We start from the raw sequence: 20,551 nt of genomic DNA, 5'->3' as shown, positions 1-20,551 counted from the left end.
CTATACCAGCATAGCGCGCGCCACCTCTTGGCCGCTCACCAACGCCGAATCCCTATTGCAGTGAATGGACTACAACTTATCCCAGGCTTTGCAGCCAAGCGTCGGCCTCAGCCATCAGCGAGAAGCGCTTATAGGTTAGCTGAGCTGGTGAAATAGAAATAACGGATTGCGTTGATAACCGATGAATTGGATCAGCACCTTCCACAATGGCGCAGTAAGTAAAATTCACCTCTGCTATGGCCCGTGGTACCCAGTTAGTGGCAATCCATTGCTGGGCCTCAGCCGTAAGGGGCCGTCGGTCGCCATGTTCTGACAGTACTTTGGTGGAGCCAGTGCGCAACAACAGCAGTAGCACCTGCTCGTAGAATGTCTCTAAAGCTGCTTGGGTGATGCGCTCAGCACTCCAGGCCAAATGCACGTATCCTATCGTGTTATACAACAAACGCCCTGCTTCATTTTGATAAAACTGGGTTTCTCGCGCCTGTATCAGTGTATTCATACCTTGCAACTACCTCCTGCGGACACCAGGACGAAAATGCTATGTGCAAGGAGCCTGCCACCTTATTGTAGGCGCCCACAATTTGTAGCAACTGCACTTATGGCAGTACCGAGTGGCCCTGTAGGCTTTTCTGTATCCAGTGCTTGGCCGCAGCGATGGTAGGCTGCGTTACGGGTTGTATTTCGTATTCCTGGCTCGCCAGCGTTTTGGTGCTGTAGCTGGCCGCAGCAATTTGCCCAAATACGTTTTCTGACTGCACAATACAGACGTGGCGGATACCCGCAGCGTAGGCACGCGGGTTCCAGTCAGTGTTCAGCCAGCGTTGGTCGTCGGAGGTGAGGGCGCTCATCTGGCGGGTATCGGCCAGCCATCCCAAAGGGAACGTTCGCTTCGATTCCTCTTCGTAGCAAGCCAGAGCCTCGTTCATCATTGCCTGAAACTGCTGTCGGTTGGCGAAAGAATGCCACTGGGTGGTAATGCACGGTACATCCGGATCGAACAGTACGGAGCCGTAGGCGTAAGCAGCCAGTGTAATATCGGCCATGGGAAAAGCAAGCAATAGACCGGCTTTCGCAGCCGGATGAATAAGGGAAGAAAGAAACGCGCAGAAGCGCTACCTACGCTCGTGCTTCCAAAAGGTTGCAGCCAGCGCCACTGCGTTATTTACTGCGCACCCAGATTATCGGAAATTGTGCGCACGGTTTCGCTTAGATACGTGGGTAGCTCGGCAGTAGGTTGCAACAAGCGCAACAAGTAGAGGTACTTGCGGCGGCCATCGGCCAGCATGTCGGGCGTTACCTCTACCGTAAACACCCCAAACGGCTCAAATTTCTGTACCCCTACCAGCAGGAAACGGTCGGCGTGCAGGGCATCGAGGTAAAACGCAGCCTGGCGGTCGTAGTCGAAACCAGTGCACTGGGCGCGGAAATGCTCGTAGTCGCGGGCGCCGGTGGTTTTGAAGTCGATGATGGTGTACGGCTGGTCAGGCTGGTCTACTACCAGGTCGGCGCGGAGCTTGCACAACGTGTTGGTGGTAGGCTCCGTGAACAGGCAACTCGGCTCGGGCACCCCTACCTCCAATAGCTGGCGCAGCTCGGGTTGCAGCTTCACGCCTTCCACCAGCCACCACACCAGTGTATCGTTGAGGCCGGGCTGACCAGGTTGGTACTGCTCGGGCTCTAGCAAGGCCGTATGAAAAGCGGTGCCGAAGCTGAGCGCATTCTGGTTGCCGGGTGTGCGGGGTAGGCGGCCATTCAGGGCATCGCGCAGGCGCGACAAATCGGAATTAGCCACGGCCGGCAGGGTGCGGTAGTCGTCGTAGGGTAGGCGGAGCAGGTCGGGGCGAGGCGCCGGGTCGGTTGGGTAAGTCACGAGTAAAGAACACGAATCGGCGGTAAATAACTCCGTTGTGCTTGGTAAACTCCTATGTATACGCAACAGTTTTATTCTAGCGTTTCCGTGCCGTTCTTTGTAGGGTAAGTTACCCGTTGTGCGTTGCCAGTTGCGAGTTATCTGATACAAACTCGCAACTGGCAACGCACAACGGGTAACTTATCCCTCACACCTTGCAACTTCCTGACCTGATGTCGTTTCACTTACCGGCGGATCTGCTTGACCGCCCTACCCCCTACTACCTCTACGACCTGGACCTCTTAGAGCGGACGCTCCACGCGCTGCAACAAGCCGCCCAAGCACACCATGTGCAGGTGCATTACGCCCTGAAAGCCAACGCTAACCTACCCGTACTAGAACGCGTGCAGCAAGCCGGGTTTGGGGCCGACTGCGTGAGTGGCAATGAAGTGCAGCGGGCGCTGGACGCCGGCTTCGCGCCCGACCACATTGTATTTGCCGGGGTAGGGAAATCGGATGCCGAAATTAATCGGGCGCTGGCGGCCGATATCTGGTGCTTCAATGCGGAGTCGGGGCAGGAATTGGAGGTACTGAACGAGCTGGCCGGTGCCCAGGGCCGGCGTGCTCGCGTGGCGCTGCGCGTGAACCCCAACGTGGACGCGCACACCCACCACTACATCACCACTGGTCTGGATGCCAACAAGTTCGGCATTAATCTATCTGATTTGCCCGCCACCGTGGAGCTGCTGGAATCCCTACCCCACCTGGAGCTGGTGGGCCTGCACGCCCACATCGGCTCGCAGATCACCAACCTGAGTGTGTTCGAGAAGCTCAGCCACAAGATCAACGAGCTGCAAACCTGGCTGGAAGACAAAGGCTACCATCTCCCCCACCTCAACGTGGGCGGCGGCCTGGGCATCAACTACGACGACCCCGACACCGACCCCATCCCTGATTTTGAAGCCTATTTTGCGGCCTTCGATCAGCACCTGCACCGCCGCACCGGCCAGCAGGTGCACGTGGAGCTGGGCCGCTCGGTGGTGGCGCAGTGCGGCACGCTGGTTAGCCGGGTGCTCTACGTGAAGCAAAGCCAGCAAACCAACTTCGCTATTCTGGATGCGGGCATGACGGAGCTAATTCGTCCGGCACTCTACGGCAGCCACCATCACATCCAGAACATTACCAGCACCTCTGAAACCGAGAAGACCTACGATGTGGTGGGTCCCATCTGCGAGTCGTCGGATACGTTCGGCAAAGGCATCCTCCTCCCCGAAACCAAGCGCGGCGACCTGATAGCCCTGCGCTCGGCCGGCGCCTACGGCGAGGTCATGTCCTCCGAGTACAACCTCCGCGAGAAAGCCACGGCCCTGTATGTGGGGTAAAAGGTGAAATAGTGAGATGGTGAAATGGTGAGTTTGATGTTCTGACTGCGCTGCTTGCACAAACTGCGCCGGTAGCGCCAGCAGAACATCAAACTCACCATTTCACCATCTCACCACTTACCAATACAACGTCCACTTTCCTGCCTTCTTCTGGTATTGCGTGTAGCGAAGCAAGGACTTACGGCTGTCAGGCAGATCACCTTTTACTAAAAGGGCGGGGTGCTGGCGGAGGAGGCTGTCGAGGGTGGGTTCCTGCTGGGTGTCGCGCAGGTTGAGGAGGTTTTGTTGCCAAGCGTTGGTGGGCTCGAACTGCGTTTCGCGGGCCAGGGCGTCGTTGCCATCGTATAGAGATACGGGTAGGCGGCCCGTAGCAAAGGCCAGGGACGGTAGCAGTTCATTGTAGATGAGTACGGGGCGCTGCGTGAGGTGGTATTCTTGCAGTAGCTCAGCCAGCGGGCGGCTACCGTTGAACAGCAGCTCGTTTTGCCGCAGAATGGGCTTGGCGGCTAACAGCAACACAACCGTGAACAGGGCAGGCAACATCAGCAAACGCGGCGCCATGCGCACCTCATCCCATAACACCAGGGTAGCCACAATCAGGACTACTCCCGCGGCTGGCCAGATGGCCGTGAACGGTGCAATTTCCAGCGGAAACTTGCTGTCGATAGCCAGTAGCGGCAACACGCACAGCGCGGCCAGAATGAGGCCGTACAGAATGCCGAAACCACCGTACCAACGTTCCAGAGCGCCATCGGTGCAGCGGCCCAGGTAGTAGGCCGTGAGCAGCGCCACCCCCGGAAACACTGGCAACACGTAGAGCAGCAGCTTGGAGCTGGATAGCGAGAAGAACACCAGCGGCACCACTACCCAGAATATGAGCACATTACGCCACTGCTGCGGCACCGTGGCCCAGCGCGTGCGTACCACCTGCGTCACCAGGGCCACCGACCACGGCAAACTGGTAGCGGGCGCCAACACCAGGTAGAACCACCACGGCTTGCTGCGATGAAAGGTAGCCGCATTGGCAAAGCGTTCCACGGTGTGCTCGTAGAGAAAATAGCGGATGAACACCGGGTTTTCCAGCACCAAGTAGATATACCAGCTCAGCCCGACCAGCACAAACAGCCCGATACCCACCGCGTGGTGCCAGGTGAAGGGTCGCCGGGCCTGCTCTCGCTTGAAGTAAAACCCAATCACCGCCATCAGCGGCAGCACAAAGCCCACCGGGCCTTTAGTAAGGAAGGCCAGCCCCAGCCCTACCCAAAACAGGTACAGCGCCCAGCGGCGGCCATCGTGGTAGTAGCGTAGAATGCCGTAGGCGGCGGCCAGCTCCAGCGTAGCCAGGTAGGCATCGGTGGTGACGTTGAGGGCCGAGATGAGCACCACGGGTAGGGTGCCATAGATGACGGCCGCGCCCAGAGCCCGCGCCCGGTCGCCGGCAAAGAGCAGCAGCCCCACAGCATACACCAGATACACTTGGAGCAGCACGGCCAGCACCGTCAGCAGGCGGGCGCCCAGGGCCGAGTGGTTGGCTAGCGCCAGCCCGGCCGCCGTGAGCCAGTACGTGAGCGGGGGCTTATGAAAGTGCTGGATGCCCAGCAGGCGCGGGTGCAGCCAGTCCTGCCCCGTGAGCATCTCCCGCCCGATTTCGGCGTAGCGGGCCTCGCTGCTTTCCAGCGGCCCCCAGCTGTTCAGCCCTACCAAAAAGGCCAGCCCCAGGGCCACGATAAACAGCCAAAGCCAGAGACGGGAAGCAATAGAACGCGGCATAAGCAACAGAATCAGACTGCAATGTTACCCAAAAAGCCGCGGGTATGCCGCCAAAAGGACCGCTACTGCACCAAGCTCGGCAGCAGCGGCCCTTATTTTATAGTAAACTAACTATCTGACAATTCGTTACTTCCCTATCACTCTTACCACTTCCACCCATGAAAATTCTGCTCACTGGCGCTACCGGCTATATTGGCCAGCGGCTGCTGCCGTTGTTGGTTGATGCGGGCCACCAGGTGGTGTGCCTGGTACGCGACCCTCGTCGCTTTGCACTGCCTGAGTCATTGCAAAACCGGGTGGAGGTAGCCACCGGCGACCTGCTTCAGCCCAACTCGCTGACCGAGTTGCCCCTCGATATCGACGCGGCCTACTACCTGGTGCACTCTATGAGTGGGCACGACACCAACTTTTTCCGGGCCGAGCAGGAGTCGGCCCGGCACTTTGTGGCCTACCTCAACCGCACGGCGGCCCGACAGATCATCTACCTATCCGGCATCGCCAACGACCGCGCCCTGAGCACCCACCTTCGCTCGCGCCGGGCGGTGGAAAAAGTATTGAAAAGCGCCCAAACGGCCCAGCTCACGGTACTGCGGGCCAGTATCATCATTGGGTCGGGCTCAGCCTCGTTCGAGATTATCCGGGACTTGGTGGAGAAGCTACCCGTAATGGTCACGCCGCGCTGGTTGCAGTCGCGCTGCCAGCCCTTGGGCGTGCGCGATGTGATGTTCTACCTCACGGCGGTGCTGGATAACCCGGCATGCCTGGGCAAATCGTTTGACCTGGGTGGCCCCGACGTGCTGACGTACCGCGAGATGCTGCTGGGCCTAGCCCGCGTGCGGGGCTACCGCCGGCTGGTGCTCACGGTGCCCGTGCTCACGCCGCGGCTGTCGTCGTGGTGGCTGTATCTGGTTACCAGCACTACCTTCTCGCTGGCCCAAAGCCTGGTAGAAAGCCTGCGCAACGATACAGTGGCCGACCCCAAACGCAGCATTGCCAAGGCCGTGCCCCACACCTGCATGAGCTACCAGGAGTCGTTGCAGCTGGCCTTCCAGCGCATCGAGCAAAACGAAGTGGTGAGCAGCTGGAGCGATGCTCTGAGCAGTGGCGTAATGGAACGGCACTTCATGGACCACATGCAGCTACCCCAATACGGCGTGCTGCGCGACTGCCAGAAACTCCGTTTCTGGCGCGACCCCGAGGAGGTGCGCCAGAACGTGTGGCGCATTGGCGGCGACCGGGGATGGTACAAGGTAGATTGGCTGTGGCGCCTGCGCGGCCTGCTCGATAAGCTGGTAGGCGGTGTGGGCCTGCGCCGCGGCCGCCGTTCCCCCACCGACCTGCGCGCTGGCGACCCGCTGGATTTCTGGCGCGTGCTGGTGGCCGACCATCGGGCGCGGCGCCTGCTGCTCTATGCCGAGATGAAGCTGCCCGGCGAAGCGTGGCTCCAGTTCCGCATCCTACCCAACGACGACGGCACGCACACGCTGGAGCAGCTGGCAGTTTTTCGGCCGCGGGGACTGGCCGGACGGCTGTACTGGTATGCGCTGGTGCCGTTTCACTTTATTATTTTCAAAGGCATGATTGAAAACATTGTGCAGTACGGCGACACCACGCCGGCCGAGCAGCACGTTCCGCGCCTGCTACCGCAGTCAGGCTAACGAATGCCACAAAGAATCGGAACGCAGAATGTCCTTTTCTTTCCATGTAATACATTGATAATTAGATTACATACGCAGCCTGATCAGCTTTTTTAAAAGTCTGATCAGGCTGTTTCTTTGTCTGCGTATGTGCTACCCGGCCGGTAGCTTTACTCCCGTTACCTTCCTATCCACTACTGGGTTAGCTTGTGTTGCGGCTGGTACCCCTATCGTACTCCGCTCATTCTTACGCACGATGCAGAAGCGCCCCGGCGAGCAACCGTCCGGGGCGCCTTTATTTCTGCTTCCCTCCGCGCCAAATCCAGTGGCGCGCTTACCTGGCCATCTCTTTTTATTCTATCCATGTATCCCTACCCGCTACCGGCCCCTGTGCTGCCCTCCCCGCACGGGCACGTCTACTACACACAATTTTATATGCTGGCCTTTGCCCTAGGTCAGGTACTGCTGCTGTGGGCCGGGTACCGGCGCGGCTACGCCTGGCGGCCGTGGCTGGTGCTGCTGGCGGCGTCTACGCTGGCCTTTATTTTGGGCACCAAGCTCATCGCCCTACCTCTGGCCAACTGGCCCGCCATCTTGACGGGCCAGCCGTGGCCTACCAATCCTGCCCGCTCGGTGCTAGGCGGGGCCGTGGCGGGCACGCTAGCCCTACTGGCGCTACGCCGCTGGCTGGGTTTTTCCTGGCATGTATTCGATGTGTTTGCCCTACCCATGTGCCTTACGCTGGCGGTGCAGGGGGTAGGGTGCCTGCTCACGGGCTGCTGCTTCGGCGAGTTGGCCGAAGCCGGCCCCGCTATCCGATACGCTCCCGACACCCTTCCCTACCTCTGGCAGCTTCAGCGGGGGCAGCTTGCAGCAACTGCTGCTGCTTCGTTGCCGGTGGTGCCTACTCAGCTCTACTCCTTATTGCTCTATGTGGGGGTAGGCGCGATACTACTGGCTACGCGGCGGCGCGTGTGGCCGGGTGGCAGCCGCTATCTACTCTACTTAGGCCTGGTACTGGCCGGGCGCTTCGTGCTCGAATACTGGCGCGACCCGGCCGGCGAGCAGGTAGGCGGCGCTACCCTGGTGCTGGCGGGCGTGGCGCTCAAACAGGTGCAGTGGGTGCTGCTGCCCGTTGCGCTGGCCGCCTTGGGCTGGTGGGCTATTCGCATCCAGCGTCCTGACCAAGTGACAGTTGCTACCCCTCCGCCGGTGCGGCCCGTGCGTAACCTACTGGTGGTAGCGGCGTTGCTCCTGCTCACGGCATTGCTAGGCCCCGGCGCCCTCACCCTACCCGAGGTGTTATCCGTGAAAGCCACGCTGCTTTTGGTAGTGGGCATGGAGGCTGCTTGTTTGCTTCGAGGTCGGCAGTCGCGTTTTGCCTACCTGCCGCTGGCGTTGGTGCTGCTGATTGGCGTGCTGACCAGCCAGAAAGCCGCGCCCGACAGCACGCGCCAGCGGTATTTCACGTTCAGCCCCACTATCATACAGGGCAAGTACGACCAGGAATTGCAGGATGCTGCTAGCTCGGGAGGCTGTTCTGGCGGCAGCAGTCCGGCCATCCGGCGGGCCTACTACCACCGCTACCAGGTGGCCGGTGGCGGTATTTCCTACACCGATGCGGATGATCCGGATGGAAACCGCCGCCTGTTTGGTGCCGAAGTGCTGGCTGGCACTGAGCGCATCGACTACCGCGAATTACCTATCAATGACCCCTTCCTGCCCCCCGGCGAAACTGTCCACACGAATAAGTCTCTGTTCGACCTGCACCTGTTTGCGGAGCGTGACCGGGTGCTGGGTAATAAGGGTACTTTGGGCGTAGGTTTCCGCTTTGGCTTTCATGCAGGCAACCTGGGTTACCGGGCTGATGATGCCCGCGACGTAACATTCACTGAACGACGCCTAGTTTTGTCACCCGACCTCATGCTCTGGATTGGGCGGCGCGACCGGCTGTTTGTGCAAGCCGATATGGGCCGTAGCGTGAATGGCTTGGGTACCATCGGCAGCACCATCAGTCTGGGCTCGGGCTTTGGCCAAACCCACGGCAGCTTTGCGCAAGGGGGCGTGGCGTTTGAAGAGAGCGGATTGGGCATCACGCAAAAGGCAACGGCCTTTGTAAGTGGCAACGTGCGCCTGGGTAGCAGCGGCCTGTGGGTAGAGCCCTACGCGGCCACCAGCTTTAGCCGGACACACCGGCTTAGCCTGCGCCTGCACTACCGGCTACCCGTGCAGGGCAGCAACCGCTGATACAATAACAAACCTACTATTTGCCAACCCCTACCCGTTACCCTGCGTACGTTGGGGCTATACTCATTGGGTTTATCGCTACCCTGAGTGCTTCCGAGGTACGATTCCTCTCCCACCCCCGCTCTGCTTTCTGCCTGCCATTGCCGAAGCCCCACCCGCGGCCCCGCGTTCTAAAACGGCTTTTTGATGCAACACTTTCAAACACTTCTGGATACCTTACCTGCCTGGCTCGGCAACGTGCTATTGGGCGTTGCTGCCATTGCTGGCGGACTCTTATTGCGCGGGCTGCTTACCAAGGCCCTGCGCTACTACCGTAGCTTTTCAGATGGCTTCATCGTCAATTCGCTGATTCGTCGTCTGCGGCAGCCGCTCAATTTCTTTATTCCGGTTCTAATTCTGGTCTTGATTCTGCCGCTGATGACGCTGGAGCCGCCCGCGCACCGCACAGCCACGCGGGTGCTGGGTATTCTGGCCACGGCGGGCTTTGCCTGGGTGCTCATCCGGCTGGTGTATGTGGGCGAAGAATTCGTGTACCACAGCTACGACCTGACCAAGGACAACAACATCAAAGAGCGCAAAATCCGGACGCAGCTCCAGTTCATTCGGCGGCTGGCCGTTATCGGCATTGGGCTGCTGGCCGTGGCGGCCATTCTACTTAGTTTTGACAGTGTGCGGCGCATTGGTGCGGGCCTGCTGACGGGGGTAGGCGTTGGCGGTATCATCGTCGGTTTTGCGGCCCAACGGTCGTTGGCCAACTTGCTGGCCGGCTTTCAGATTGCTTTCACCCAGCCCATTCGCATTGATGATGTGCTGGTGGTAGAAGGCGAGTGGGGCCGGGTAGAGGAAATCACGCTCACCTACGTGGTGCTGCAAATCTGGGATCAGCGCCGCTTGATTTTGCCCATTAACTACTTCATTGAGAAGCCTTTCCAGAACTGGACGCGCATTTCGGCCGAGATTCTGGGCACGGTATTTATCTACACCGATTACACGCTACCCGTGCCCGCCCTGCGCGAAGAACTGACGCGCCTGCTGAAATCGAGCCCACTTTGGGACCAACGGGTGAATACGCTGCAAGTCACCGATTCCAAGGAAAACACCCTGGAAATCAGGGCCCTGATGAGTGCCCGCAACTCATCCGACGCATTCGATCTACGGTGTTTTGTGCGCGAGCATCTGGTGCAGTTCATCCGCGAAAACCACCCCGAGGCCCTACCCCGCACCCGCGCCGAGCTGTCGTACGCCGACCACAGCCTGCTGGGCAGCCGGCCCGATTTTCTTCCTGCCGTAGCTGAGCACCGGTAGCGGACTTGCGTGGGCGCTATCCTAAATGCCTTCTGTCATCCTGAGCACAGCGAAGGACCTTATGCCCGCAGAACGACTATCGTAACAACGACTCGTTCTGCGGGCATAAGGTCCTTCGCTGTGCTCAGGATGACAAGAGCTGGCAGATAACCGTATTGTTATAGTCTCTCTCCTATCCCCCTGCTTGTAGCAATAGCAGCATGGCCACCACTACAGCCACGTAAATGCCCAGCGCCAGCCATTCGGCCCGGTTCTTAAAATCATAAGGAAACAGGGTGCGGGCGCGCTGCTGCACCCAATAGGAAGCCAGGAAACCGAAGGCCGTCAGTCCCAACCCCAGCCCCTGCGGAATCACCTGCCGAAACATCAGCAGCAAGGCCACTAGGGGTAGCAACCCGATAAGGTAGCCCAGCAAACGTGCGGCAAATAGAGTATTGGGCATGGTAGAAGAAAAGTAATTTGGAGTTTACAAAACACGAACAGCCGGCTATGGCAGCCCGCGGGGCCGTTTGCGCCGCTTAATGCGTTTGATGGTTTTTCGCCAGGGCTCCCTGGGCGGCTGCGACTCGCGCAAGGCTTTGCGCTCGGCCCGCTTCTGCGTACGCACGGGTAGGCGGGCCGTGAGTCGCTCACGCGTGTAGCGTGCCCAGTGCGACACCGGAATGTTATGCGCATGGCGCATAATGTGCATCACCTCGCGCCGCTGCATGGTGCTCACGCCGCGCAACCCGCGCGCGAGCATGAATTGCCGCAGCTCATCTACCATCAGCAGCCCACCCAAAGCGGTGCGCTCCACGGCCGAGTTATAGCCCGCGGCCCGGTGCGTAGTAAGGCCTTCCGGGGTGGCCACCATCACGCCTACCCACTCCGGCAGCAGGGGCATCAGCTTGGGCACGTGCTTCTCGGCTACCACAAACGTTACAAAGTCATATACCAGTTTGTATTGATCTAACTGGTTGACTGCCCGGTACAACGTGTCGCCGGAGCCCTTGATTTCATAGCAGTGCATGTACTGCTCGGTGATGTGCACAAGGTCGGCGCGGGTGCCCCCGGTGGGCAGTTCTTCAATATACACGCCTTCGGTGAGCAGCGGATACAGCAGAGCACGGATGGCAGGATCATTCATAGGTAAAGCAGAAGGGTGATAGTCGTAATGTAATAAACAGAAGGATTCAGGCCATCAAGCAAGCCAAATTACGGCAAGTTGGCAGCCAGCCTCTGCCTACCCTTTTTCGAACACAGGCTCTATCCTACCCTCGGCGTTGAGCTGCAAAGATGCCGCGTACCGCTCGCCAGTCCGGCTGGACACAAAGCCGCGAATCACGCCGGTTTTGCCCTTGCGCAGCAGCTGGCTCATCTGCACATCGCTCAGCTTCTTGCCGCCCCATTCAAACGGCGCCCGAAACTGGCAATCCTCACGGAAGCGCGAGCAGCCCCAAGCCGCATTGCCACGCAGCATGGTACCCAGCTTGCACACCGGGCACGGAATCTGGCCGGGGTCGGTGGGGGTAGTGGGCTTGCTTTCGGCGGCGCGCACAAGCTCCAGCTGGTACTGAGGCGTGAGGCGCACGGCCGCGTCAAACTTTTGCCCGTCATCATCAAGATAGCCTTTGATAACGGGCGTGCGGCCTTTGGCGAGCAGCACGCTCACTTGCTTGTCGGTGAGCTTCTTCCCGGCAAACTCAACGGGCATACGGAACTGGCAGTTCTCGCGGAAACGCGAGCAGCCAAACGCCGCTTTGCCGCGCAAGATGCCGCCCGTCTGGCACTTCGGGCACGGGCCGAGGCCAATGGTTGGCTGCTGGTTATTGGTTGTTGGTTGTTGGCTTCTTGCTGGCGCTTGGCTCCCTCCTGAGGCTGGGAGGGTAGGGTCGGCGATAAGTCGGCGTGAGCCGTCGTGCTTTACTTCGTGCACCACCTCGCGCACCAGGCTTTTCAGCTCGTCCAGGAAATGGTCGGGCTGTAGGTCGCCGCCCTCAATCTGACGCAGCTTCTTTTCCCACTGCCCCGTCAGCTCCGCCGATTTCAGGGTAGGGTTCCGAATCAGGCCAATCAGCTCGACACCGGTGGGCGTGGGTACAATGCGCTTTTTCTCGCGCCGGATGTAGCCGCGCTTAAACAGCGTTTCGATGATGTTGGCGCGGGTACTGGGCCGCCCAATGCCGTTTTCCTTCATGGCCTGGCGCAACTCGTCGTCGTCGATGTTGCGGCCGGCGGTTTCCATGCCGCGCAGCAACATGGCCTCGGTGTACTCGCGCGGGGGCTGGGTCATTTTCTGGTCGAGGCGCGGCTTATGCGGGCCGCTCTCGTCCTTCACGAAGTTGGGCAACACGGTACTCACCACATCGTCGCTGTCGGCCTCGCCGGGCGCTTTGGGGGCGCTGGGGGCTTGTTGTTTCTCCGGGTCGCCGTACACCACGCGCCAGCCGGGATTCAGAATCTGCCTACCCCGTACGCGGAAAGGGTAGCCGGCCGCCTCGGCCGTCACGGTCGTGTTCGATACTTCGCAGTCGGGGTAGAACGCAGCCAGGAAGCGCCGCACGATGATGTCGTACACGCTGTGCTCCTGGCTGCCCAGGCCGCCAGCGCTGGCCCCGGTCGGGATGATGGCGTGGTGGTCCGTTACCTTCTGGTTGTTGAACATCTTGGTGCTCTTGCGAATCTTAGCGGCCAGCAGCGGCTGCGTGAGGCTGTGGTAGGCACCCAAGCCTTTCAGGATACCGGCAATTTTGGGGTACTGATCGTCGGGTAGGAAGGTAGTATCTACGCGCGGGTAGCTCACTACCTTTTTCTCGTAGAGGCTCTGCACCGTGCGCAGCGTGTCCTCGGCCGAAAGGCCCAACTGGTTGTTGCACTGCACCTGCAAGGAGGTCAGGTCGAACAGCGCGGGCGGCGACTCGTAGCCTTTTTTGATTTCGACGCCCGTAATGGTCAGTGGCACGTCTTTCACGGCGGCCATGGCCGTGTTGGCTTCTTCCTCGCTCACGAAATAGCCGCGGGCTTTCAGGCGAGCTTTTTCGTCGGGTTCGTCGTCCTCGGCTTTGCCTTTTTTGGACGGGGCCACGTGGCTGAACATGGTGCCGCGGTACTCCGTGCGCAGCACCCAGTAAGGCTCCGGCTTGAAGTTTTGAATCTCGTGGTAGCGGTCGACGAGCAGAGCCAGGGTAGGCGTTTGCACGCGGCCCAGGCTCAGTACCTGCCCCCGGCCGGGCGCGTATTTCAGCGTAAACAGACGGGTAGCGTTCAGGCCCAGCAGCCAGTCGCCCACGGCGCGGCTCTTGCCGGCCTGGTAGAGTCGGTCGAACTCGGCGCCCTCGCGCAGGTTGGCAAACCCCTGGCGGATAGCCTCTTCCGTGAGTGAAGAAATCCAGAGGCGCTTGAAGGGCTTGCGATACTTGGCCTCGGTCAGCACCCAGCGCTGAATGACTTCTCCCTCCTGCCCAGCGTCACCGCAGTTGATAACCTCCTCGGCCGCGTCGAGCAACTTCTTAATCACATTGAACTGCCGCACTACGCCGTCGTCGCGGCGCATGAGCTTGATGCCGAAATTATCGGGCATCATGGGCAGGTCGTGGATGCTCCAGCGCTTCCACTCGGGGCGGTAGTCCTCGGGTTCCTTGAGCTGGCAGAAGTGCCCAAACGTCCAAGTGACCTGGTAGCCGTTGCCCTCGTAGTAGCCGTCCATTTTGCGGTTGGCACCTAGTACGTTGGCAATTTCACGGGCCACACTGGGCTTCTCGGCAATACAAACCTTCATCGTCAATTTTGCAGATGTTGCTGAGGTAATTTCAGCGAATAATCAACAAAGATACGGCGCAGAAAGGTCGATTAATCCGTTTGACTTTCCTGAGCGGCCCTACCCACCTGGACCAGTAGCGGCTTTTACCTGCTAGGCAACGCGTTGCGCAAAGCTCTTCCGCCAGCGGCTGGTGGCTTTGGAAAGACTTGCACAACTTTGTTCTTACCAGTGCGGGCTGCGCGCAATGGCGCTGCTTTTTGAGGGTAGGCGCATCCGCTAAACGCTGTTATCTTTCGCTATGCAGCACCAAGAAGTTGAGCCGCCCGAGGCGCTAAGCACTACCATCAAGTGCTTTTGGCATACCAGCATCGATTCCCAGGAAATTGCCATGGGTCTAGAAGTAATGCCCGACAGCTACACTGAAATTATTTTCTATTTCGGCGGCACTTGCAGCATCTCCACCGAAGAAGGTTTGCAGCCCCTACCCTCCCCGTTTATGGTGGGGCTGCTCAACCGGCCCGTCCGTTTTCAGGCTAGTAGCCACTTGGCCATCGTAGGCGTTCGGTGCTTTCCCTGGACGGTGTTCGACTTGCTTGGCCTACCGCCCAGCAACGACGGTGTGCGGGTATTTGAGCATCCTGTTGCCCAATTGCAAGCACCACTGGCACAGTTAATTCAGGCCGGTCGGGTAGAAGACGCCCTGGCCCTGGTCCAGCATTATTTCCTGCAAATGCAGTCCCGGGCGGCGGCCGGTGGCCTACTCGGCAAAGCGGGAGCTGCTATGCAAGCAGCCAGTGGCACCCTGCCAGTCAGCCAGGTAGCGGAAGCGGCGCACACCACCGTGCGCACGCTGGAGCGAAACTTCAAGCAAGCAGCGGGCTACACGGTGAAAGACGTTTCGAGCCTGATGCGCTTTGAACAGGTACGCAATCATTTGTGGCTTCACCCAGGTGCCACCCTGGCTGGCTTAGCGCAGGAGCTGGGCTACACCGACCAAGCTCACCTCAGCCGGGAATTTAAGCGCTATAGCGGCACCACGCCCGCCGCCTTCGCTCGCAAAGCTAAGCGCGGGCAGCAGATGCTGCCCAACGATTTTGTCGCGTTTGTACAAGCCTAAAGCAGAGGCCTTCCAGAGCTTTGTGTCGCAATAAGTATTCATGAGCGCAACACCAAACCAGTATGGAATCTGCACAAAAGCACACTATCTACGACGTTATTATTGCCGGGGCAGGACCGGTAGGCCTGTTCCTCGCCTGCGAACTGGCCCTGGCCAATTGCACTGTTTTACTGCTGGAAAAAGCAGAAAGTCCTCACTCCTCCTTAAAGCAACTGCCGTTTGGCATGCGGGGCCTCAACACACCCTCAGTTGAAGCCCTATACCGCCGGGGGTTGCTAGAGGAGCTGGAAATACCCAAACGCCTGAAGGCCCCTTCTTTTGTTTCCTCCAAACAAGGTGGCCGCCCCCAGGCAGGCGGTCATTTTGCCGGTATTCAATTTGATAGCACCCAGGTTGACCTCTCCCAGTGGCCGTATCGTTTGCCTGGCTCGCCTGAGCTCCAGCTGTTTTCTGAATTGGAAGAGCTGGAAACGGTGCTAACCCGCCGCGCCGAGGCAGTAGGCGTAGACATCAAACGAGGGCTACCCACAACGGGCTTTCAGCAAAGCACCGATGGGGTGCTTGTGCAGGCAGGGGGCTACGCGTGGCAAGGCAAGTGGCTGGTGGGGTGCGACGGCGGCCGCAGCGTGGTGCGCAAGGTAGGCGGCTTTGACTTTGCCGGTACGGAGCCGGAGTTTACCGGCTACTCGGCCCAGGTTGATATAACCGACCCGGAGCAGCTCAAACCCGGCCGCATCCTGACTCCGGCCGGCATGTACCTACAGTCGCAGCCTGGCTACCTGGTGCTGCAGGATTTTGATGGCGGTGCCTTTCACGATGCCAAAAAGCCCGTTACGCGCGAACATGTGCAGCAGGTACTCCGCCGCATCTCGGGTACCAACGTTACCATCAGCGCCTTGCACGTTGCCTCCACCTGGACCGACCGCGCCCGGCAGGCTACCACCTACCGCAACGGTCGGGTGCTGCTGGCTGGCGATGCCGCCCACATTCACGCCCCGTTGGGCGGGCAAGGGCTCAACCTGGGCCTGGGCGATGCGCTGAACTTAGGTTGGAAGCTGGCCGCCACCCTCCGAGAGCAAGCACCAGTAGGCTTGCTGGATAGCTACACCGCCGAGCGGCACCCCATTGGGGCGCAGGTGCTGGACTGGTCGCGCGCCCAAGCAACCCTCATGCGCCCAACGCCGCAAACGCACGCCCTGCACGCCATCATCCGCGACCTGATGCACACGCGCGATGGCGCCACCTATTTTGCGGGCCGGGTGTGGGGCCTCTCTACCCACTACCATCTTGAGGGCGCCCATCCGCTGGTAGGGTACAGTGTGCCGAATTTCGAGTTTGAAGACGGTACGACAATGGGCCAGCTTATGCGCGACGGGCGGGGTATACTGCTTGATTTCACCCAGAGCGACTCTCTACAAACATGGACACGTGCCTACGGCCGCCAACTGAAATACGTGTCGGGCCGGGCAACAGAACAGCTAGGCCTACAGGCTATTCTGGTACGCCCAGACGGCATTGTGGCCTGGGCAGCCGCTCACCCCTCAGATTACCACGACTTGCAACACGCCGCCGCGCAGTGGTTTAGGAGCTGTTTGAATTAGCTGCAAGGATAGCCTACGCCTGTGGGCACGGGCACTACCATACCCGGCCGGTCTTAGCTGTTGATGATATTGACCCCGCCGGTACATTGGCTCGCACATAGCTGCCAGAGCTACCCGTCCAACTAGTAGCCAAACATAGGTACCGAAGCTGCCGCTGTAGGTAGCGAAACCGCACAATCTGCTTCTAAGCAGCATTTAGCCAGTGGGCAACGGGCGGCACAAGTGCGTTGTGTGCACTTGCGTCGCCCGTTTTGTGCCGGGACTTTTTATCTTGGCCGTATGCATCAAGAACCTATTCGCACGGCGGGTCAACCGCTGGGCACCGCTACCAAGGCCCTGATTATGCTGCACGGCCGGGGCGCCAGCGCCGCCGATATCCTGTCGCTGGGCCGGCATTTGCATGTTGGCAACTACGCCCTGCTTGCTCCGCAGGCCACACAGCACACGTGGTATCCACAGTCTTTTTTGGCGCCAACTGCCCAAAACGAGCCCTGGCTTTCCGATGCCTTGGCCGCTGTAGACCACGCAGTAGCCACAGCAGCGGGCAGCGGCATCAGTAAAGAAAACACGTATTTCATGGGCTTCTCGCAGGGTGCCTGCCTTATGCTGGAGTACGTGGCACGCCACGCCGCCCGCTACGGCGGCGTGGCGGCTTTCACCGGCGGCCTTATTGGCGATGAAGTGAATCCTGCCACTTACGCGGGCGATTTTGGCGGCACGCCCGTGTTTATCGGTAGTAGCGACCCTGATTTTCACGTGCCCGTGAAGCGTGTGCGGGCCTCCACAGCGCTGCTTACCCAATTGGGTGCTCACGTCACGGAGAAAATCTACCCGAACATGGGCCACACCATCACGCAGGAAGAAATAGATCTAGCCAATGAATTGATATTTAGAGAATAAACAAAACAAACCGTTCGCGCTAGTTTTTAGGGCTAAAGCCCTGGGCTACGGAGCAACTAGATTACCTTCTCTCTACCCTTCTGACTCTAACCCATTTCCTCATGGAACCACGCATTCTTGGCTTGCACCACGTAACGGCCATTGCGGGCAACGCCCGGCGCAACTACGACTTCTACACCAAGGTGCTCGGCCTGCGCTTCGTAAAAAAAACCGTCAACTTCGACGACCCCGGCACCTATCATTTCTACTTCGGCGATGAGACTGGCTCGGCAGGTACCATTCTCACTTTTTTTCCCTGGGAGCATATCACCCAAGGTCGACGCGGCATTGGGCAGGCCACGGAGGTGGGCTACTCTGTGCCCGCAGGCAGCTTCGATTTCTGGATAAAGCGCTTTGAGCAGTACGGCGTTACATACAACAAACCCAGCGAGAAGTTTGGTGAGCCCTACCTCACGTTCCTCGACCCCGATGGCCTGAAGCTGGAGCTGATTGTATCAAAGACCGACGACCCGCGCACGCCCTGGACCACCGCCGAGGTAGGCGCCGAGATGGCCACCAAAGGCTTTCACACCGTCACGCTCACGCTGGCCAGCATCGCCGCCACCGCCGAAATCCTAACCGATGTATTTGGTTACACGCTGCTAGAAAGCCACGTAAATCGCCACCGCTACGTGACCGATACAGTGCAGGGCGCCGCCTACATCGACCTAGTAGAAGCACCCGGCGAAGCACGCAGCGTAACAGCCGGTGGCTCAGTGCACCACATTGCCTTTCGCGTGAAAGACGACGAGGCCGAGCTGTATTTCCGTAAAAAGCTGATCGAAAAAGGCTTGCAGCCTACCCCGCAAATCGACCGCGACTACTTCCACTCCGTGTATTTCCGCGAGCCAGGCGGCGTGCTCTTCGAAATTGCCACCGACAACCCCGGCTTTACCGTAGATGAGCCCCTGGCTGAGCTAGGCACCCACCTGATGCTCCCCAAACAGCACGAGCACCTACGCGCCCGCCTCGAAGCCAGCCTACCTCCTATCGGCTAACGGCAGGTGGCAACACCAAAAAGGCGCTTCCGTAGCCGGAAGCGCCTTTTTACATTCAGTTTAATATACAAGCATTACAACTTATCTTGCTCCGGCTTGGGTAGCACTTGCTTGTGGTCGTCGCCATTGAGGTAGTCTTCGTCGCCTTTGGCAGCGCTGTGCAGGTGCAGTGGGGCGGTGCCCATCTCGGCGCTTTCGCCCTGGTCAGTTTTCAGCTGGTAGCTGCCGTTGTTCACGAGGCCGGTAGTGCCGTCGCCACGCTCGTCGCGTACTGTTTCCTGACTACCCTGGTCGTGCGTGATGGTAGGGTTGATGGGGGTGCTGTCGTTATTAGCGGTTTGTGGTTCTTGGTCCATGGTGGTCGTGCTATATGCTGAAGCTCAGCTAGTGGTACAGAGAAATAGCGTGGGGTAAATAGGTAGCCACGTACAAGCCAGCAACCGACTTGCTTTCTTCCTATACGCATGGCAACGGCCACGGTTCCTTCCAAACGTTGCCTCTCGTTACTCCTCCCCGTTGTCTGGCATTTCTTCCGGCTTCGATAAAGTCCCTGCCATCAGACCAAATGCCCCCAGGGCTAAGAAGGAATTACGAGCGGCTTTATTTTTCGAGAAGCCAAACAGCCAAGGCGAGCTAGCCGCTACCACTGCTACTGCCACATCCAGGACCAAGTGCGTCTTGAAAGGAATCTTTTTGAACAGTCCCCACTCTGCCCTCGTGAACAAGCTGGAGGTAAGGATATTGCCGGCCAGCACACGCGTTAGCGTTACGGCTGTTTCTTCTTCCTCGAAGCCAGCCAGCTTTGGCAGCGCCAGGGCCAATGGAATGTAGCTATAGTCGGTAAAGCCGTGTTGACGGCGGGAAATAGGCTTTTGCATGATGTGGTAATGAGTGAGGTATAAGATATAGGCTGCCAGTTCTAATGAGGAAGGCTATGTGCTTGGTAATATCAAGTTGTAGCCCTACCCACCCATGCACTGGCACCCTCTCTCACTACGACACTATGGCTGGAGTTGCCACACACAAGCTGTATAATCCGTATTTATTCATCCGGCCTCTCTGTCATATCTGTATTTTCACGGAGCCCGGTTCCCTGCTTCGGTCATAGACTGGCGCTACACTTATCTCTTCACGCGTACCTTGTGTTTCTTGCCAAGTGTGTGCCGCGTTGGTGCATATGGCTGGCCTTCTTGATTTCCTACCTTATGCCAATTCCTGCCTTCACCCGCTCCGTCGTTGCGCGCAATCACGCCATCCTTACCCCCGATGGCTACATTAACAGCAATATACCGGGCTGGACAGGCTGCACCGTCAACGTGCTGGTGAGTGAGCACATGGGCGCTGGCTTTGGCCAAATGCTCATTACAGCCCGGGAAAACGGCCAGGTAACGGGCCGTACCGCTACGGCACAAGTGTTCTTTTACGTGGTGCGGGGCGAGTGCCAGGTAGCCGTGGGCGGCACGGTACGGCTGCTGAAGACCGGCCAGTTCGCGTACGTTCCTGTGGAGCAAGAGTACTTGTTCGACCGCTTTGATGCGGGCACGCAGCTACTTACGTTTCATAAAGTGTACGAGCCACTGGCTGGCCATTTGGCGCCCGAGGTACTATTCGGAGAGAAGGACGACAACGAGGCTCGTGCCCATCTCAACGATGAGGGTTTACGCATCCAGGAGCTGTTGCCTCAAGAGCCCGCTTTCGATATGGCCGTCAACGTCTTCACTTACGAACCCGGCGCGTTTCTACCATTGGTGGAAACGCACAGTATGGAACACGGCCTATTCTACTTGCAAGGCCAGGCTATCTATAGGCTCAACCAACAATACTACCCCGTGCAGCAAGGCGACGCCCTCTGGATGGCTCCTTACTGCCCGCAATGGGCCGCAGCTATTGGCAAAGAGCCGTCAGTATACATCTACTACAAAAACATAAACCGCTTTCCGACAGCAGTATAGCCTTTGTCGGAAAGC

General features: G+C 58.9%; 18 protein-coding genes. 9 read left to right on the top strand and 9 right to left on the bottom strand.

What is annotated here, in order from left to right; genetic code table 11:
• Positions 1-76 precede the first annotated feature (76 nt).
• From H8B15_RS19185 to H8B15_RS21120, 3 genes are all read right to left on the bottom strand, one after another.
• Positions 77-499 (bottom strand): hypothetical protein, encoded by a 423-nt coding sequence (locus tag H8B15_RS19185; protein WP_187321270.1) that lies wholly within the window; start codon positions 497-499, stop codon positions 77-79.
• 97 nt (positions 500-596) lie between these two features.
• Positions 597-1,043: a hypothetical protein gene (locus tag H8B15_RS19180; protein ID WP_187321269.1), complete on the bottom strand. Its 447-nt coding sequence runs from the start codon at positions 1,041-1,043 to the stop codon at positions 597-599.
• 119 nt (positions 1,044-1,162) lie between these two features.
• The gene (locus H8B15_RS21120; protein ID WP_187321268.1) at positions 1,163-1,870 is read right to left on the bottom strand and encodes a PD-(D/E)XK nuclease family protein; all 708 of its coding nucleotides are present in this window, start codon (positions 1,868-1,870) and stop codon (positions 1,163-1,165) included.
• A 194-nt stretch (positions 1,871-2,064) separates the two neighbouring features.
• Between H8B15_RS21120 and lysA the strand changes: the two genes are divergently transcribed.
• Entirely contained in the window at positions 2,065-3,231 is a 1,167-nt protein-coding gene (gene lysA / locus H8B15_RS19170; protein WP_246455720.1) for a diaminopimelate decarboxylase, read from the top strand.
• Between the two features lie 117 nt (positions 3,232-3,348).
• Here the strand turns inward: lysA and H8B15_RS19165 are convergent, their stop codons facing one another.
• On the bottom strand, positions 3,349-5,001 hold the full coding sequence (locus tag H8B15_RS19165) for an ArnT family glycosyltransferase (RefSeq protein ID WP_187321267.1): 1,653 nt from the start codon (positions 4,999-5,001) through the stop codon (positions 3,349-3,351).
• Between the two features lie 158 nt (positions 5,002-5,159).
• Between H8B15_RS19165 and H8B15_RS19160 the strand changes: the two genes are divergently transcribed.
• The 3 genes from H8B15_RS19160 to H8B15_RS19150 all read left to right on the top strand — a co-directional run bounded on the left by H8B15_RS19160 (position 5,160) and on the right by H8B15_RS19150 (position 10,190).
• Positions 5,160-6,659 carry an SDR family oxidoreductase gene (locus tag H8B15_RS19160; protein WP_187321266.1) on the top strand — a complete coding sequence of 500 codons (1,500 nt, stop codon included), beginning with the start codon at positions 5,160-5,162 and terminating at the stop codon, positions 6,657-6,659.
• Positions 6,660-7,001: 342 nt separating this feature from the next.
• Positions 7,002-8,885 (top strand): prolipoprotein diacylglyceryl transferase family protein, encoded by a 1,884-nt coding sequence (locus tag H8B15_RS19155; RefSeq protein ID WP_187321265.1) that lies wholly within the window; start codon positions 7,002-7,004, stop codon positions 8,883-8,885.
• 186 nt (positions 8,886-9,071) lie between these two features.
• On the top strand, positions 9,072-10,190 hold the full coding sequence (locus H8B15_RS19150) for a mechanosensitive ion channel family protein (protein ID WP_187321264.1): 1,119 nt from the start codon (positions 9,072-9,074) through the stop codon (positions 10,188-10,190).
• A 172-nt stretch (positions 10,191-10,362) separates the two neighbouring features.
• On the opposite strand, the gene H8B15_RS19145 is transcribed toward H8B15_RS19150, so the two are convergent.
• The 3 genes from H8B15_RS19145 to H8B15_RS19135 form a co-directional block, all read right to left on the bottom strand.
• Positions 10,363-10,632, bottom strand: a complete 270-nt coding sequence (locus tag H8B15_RS19145) for a hypothetical protein (protein ID WP_187321263.1) — start codon at positions 10,630-10,632, stop codon at positions 10,363-10,365.
• Positions 10,633-10,677: 45 nt separating this feature from the next.
• Complete coding sequence (locus tag H8B15_RS19140; RefSeq protein WP_187321262.1) at positions 10,678-11,316, bottom strand: sce7726 family protein; 639 nt, start codon at positions 11,314-11,316, stop codon at positions 10,678-10,680.
• A gap of 96 nt (positions 11,317-11,412) precedes the next feature.
• Positions 11,413-13,947, bottom strand: coding sequence for a type IA DNA topoisomerase (locus tag H8B15_RS19135; RefSeq protein WP_187321261.1), 2,535 nt, complete (start codon positions 13,945-13,947; stop codon positions 11,413-11,415).
• Between the two features lie 280 nt (positions 13,948-14,227).
• Between H8B15_RS19135 and H8B15_RS19130 the strand changes: the two genes are divergently transcribed.
• From H8B15_RS19130 to H8B15_RS19115, 4 genes are all read left to right on the top strand, one after another.
• On the top strand, positions 14,228-15,046 hold the full coding sequence (locus tag H8B15_RS19130; RefSeq protein WP_187321260.1) for a helix-turn-helix domain-containing protein: 819 nt from the start codon (positions 14,228-14,230) through the stop codon (positions 15,044-15,046).
• 62 nt (positions 15,047-15,108) lie between these two features.
• Complete coding sequence (locus H8B15_RS19125) at positions 15,109-16,647, top strand: FAD-dependent monooxygenase (protein WP_187321259.1); 1,539 nt, start codon at positions 15,109-15,111, stop codon at positions 16,645-16,647.
• A gap of 279 nt (positions 16,648-16,926) precedes the next feature.
• Complete coding sequence (locus H8B15_RS19120) at positions 16,927-17,547, top strand: alpha/beta hydrolase (protein WP_187321258.1); 621 nt, start codon at positions 16,927-16,929, stop codon at positions 17,545-17,547.
• Positions 17,548-17,648: 101 nt separating this feature from the next.
• Positions 17,649-18,584 carry a ring-cleaving dioxygenase gene (locus H8B15_RS19115; RefSeq protein WP_187321257.1) on the top strand — a complete coding sequence of 312 codons (936 nt, stop codon included), beginning with the start codon at positions 17,649-17,651 and terminating at the stop codon, positions 18,582-18,584.
• A gap of 74 nt (positions 18,585-18,658) precedes the next feature.
• Here the strand turns inward: H8B15_RS19115 and H8B15_RS19110 are convergent, their stop codons facing one another.
• Positions 18,659-18,940 carry a hypothetical protein gene (locus H8B15_RS19110; protein WP_187321256.1) on the bottom strand — a complete coding sequence of 94 codons (282 nt, stop codon included), beginning with the start codon at positions 18,938-18,940 and terminating at the stop codon, positions 18,659-18,661.
• A 147-nt stretch (positions 18,941-19,087) separates the two neighbouring features.
• On the bottom strand, positions 19,088-19,462 hold the full coding sequence (locus tag H8B15_RS19105; protein ID WP_187321255.1) for a hypothetical protein: 375 nt from the start codon (positions 19,460-19,462) through the stop codon (positions 19,088-19,090).
• Between the two features lie 327 nt (positions 19,463-19,789).
• Between H8B15_RS19105 and allE the strand changes: the two genes are divergently transcribed.
• A complete protein-coding gene (allE, locus tag H8B15_RS19100) occupies positions 19,790-20,536 on the top strand; it encodes a (S)-ureidoglycine aminohydrolase (RefSeq protein WP_187321254.1) in 747 nt (248 codons plus the stop codon).
• The last annotated feature ends 15 nt before the right edge of the window (positions 20,537-20,551 follow it).

This window comes from Hymenobacter citatus (assembly GCF_014333615.1).
In the GTDB taxonomy this organism is placed as follows: Bacteria; Bacteroidota; Bacteroidia; order Cytophagales; family Hymenobacteraceae; genus Hymenobacter; species Hymenobacter citatus.
The sequence above is the reverse complement of the archived record's forward strand: the minus strand, read 5'-3'. Positions and strand labels throughout refer to the sequence as shown.

What these genes read in the sequence shown, in the direction of transcription:
- H8B15_RS19185 (WP_187321270.1), bottom strand. Translation starts at nt 499, where the DNA reads ATGAATACACTGATACAGGCGCGAGAAACCCAGTTTTATCAAAATGAA.
- H8B15_RS19180 (WP_187321269.1), bottom strand. Translation starts at nt 1,043, where the DNA reads ATGGCCGATATTACACTGGCTGCTTACGCCTACGGCTCCGTACTGTTC.
- H8B15_RS19165 (WP_187321267.1), bottom strand. Translation starts at nt 5,001, where the DNA reads ATGCCGCGTTCTATTGCTTCCCGTCTCTGGCTTTGGCTGTTTATCGTG.
- H8B15_RS19160 (WP_187321266.1), top strand. Translation starts at nt 5,160, where the DNA reads ATGAAAATTCTGCTCACTGGCGCTACCGGCTATATTGGCCAGCGGCTG.
- H8B15_RS19155 (WP_187321265.1), top strand. Translation starts at nt 7,002, where the DNA reads ATGTATCCCTACCCGCTACCGGCCCCTGTGCTGCCCTCCCCGCACGGG.
- H8B15_RS19150 (WP_187321264.1), top strand. Translation starts at nt 9,072, where the DNA reads ATGCAACACTTTCAAACACTTCTGGATACCTTACCTGCCTGGCTCGGC.
- H8B15_RS19145 (WP_187321263.1), bottom strand. Translation starts at nt 10,632, where the DNA reads ATGCCCAATACTCTATTTGCCGCACGTTTGCTGGGCTACCTTATCGGG.
- H8B15_RS19140 (WP_187321262.1), bottom strand. Translation starts at nt 11,316, where the DNA reads ATGAATGATCCTGCCATCCGTGCTCTGCTGTATCCGCTGCTCACCGAA.
- H8B15_RS19135 (WP_187321261.1), bottom strand. Translation starts at nt 13,947, where the DNA reads ATGAAGGTTTGTATTGCCGAGAAGCCCAGTGTGGCCCGTGAAATTGCC.
- H8B15_RS19130 (WP_187321260.1), top strand. Translation starts at nt 14,228, where the DNA reads ATGCAGCACCAAGAAGTTGAGCCGCCCGAGGCGCTAAGCACTACCATC.
- H8B15_RS19125 (WP_187321259.1), top strand. Translation starts at nt 15,109, where the DNA reads ATGGAATCTGCACAAAAGCACACTATCTACGACGTTATTATTGCCGGG.
- H8B15_RS19120 (WP_187321258.1), top strand. Translation starts at nt 16,927, where the DNA reads ATGCATCAAGAACCTATTCGCACGGCGGGTCAACCGCTGGGCACCGCT.
- H8B15_RS19115 (WP_187321257.1), top strand. Translation starts at nt 17,649, where the DNA reads ATGGAACCACGCATTCTTGGCTTGCACCACGTAACGGCCATTGCGGGC.
- H8B15_RS19110 (WP_187321256.1), bottom strand. Translation starts at nt 18,940, where the DNA reads ATGGACCAAGAACCACAAACCGCTAATAACGACAGCACCCCCATCAAC.
- H8B15_RS19105 (WP_187321255.1), bottom strand. Translation starts at nt 19,462, where the DNA reads ATGCAAAAGCCTATTTCCCGCCGTCAACACGGCTTTACCGACTATAGC.
- allE (WP_187321254.1), top strand. Translation starts at nt 19,790, where the DNA reads ATGCCAATTCCTGCCTTCACCCGCTCCGTCGTTGCGCGCAATCACGCC.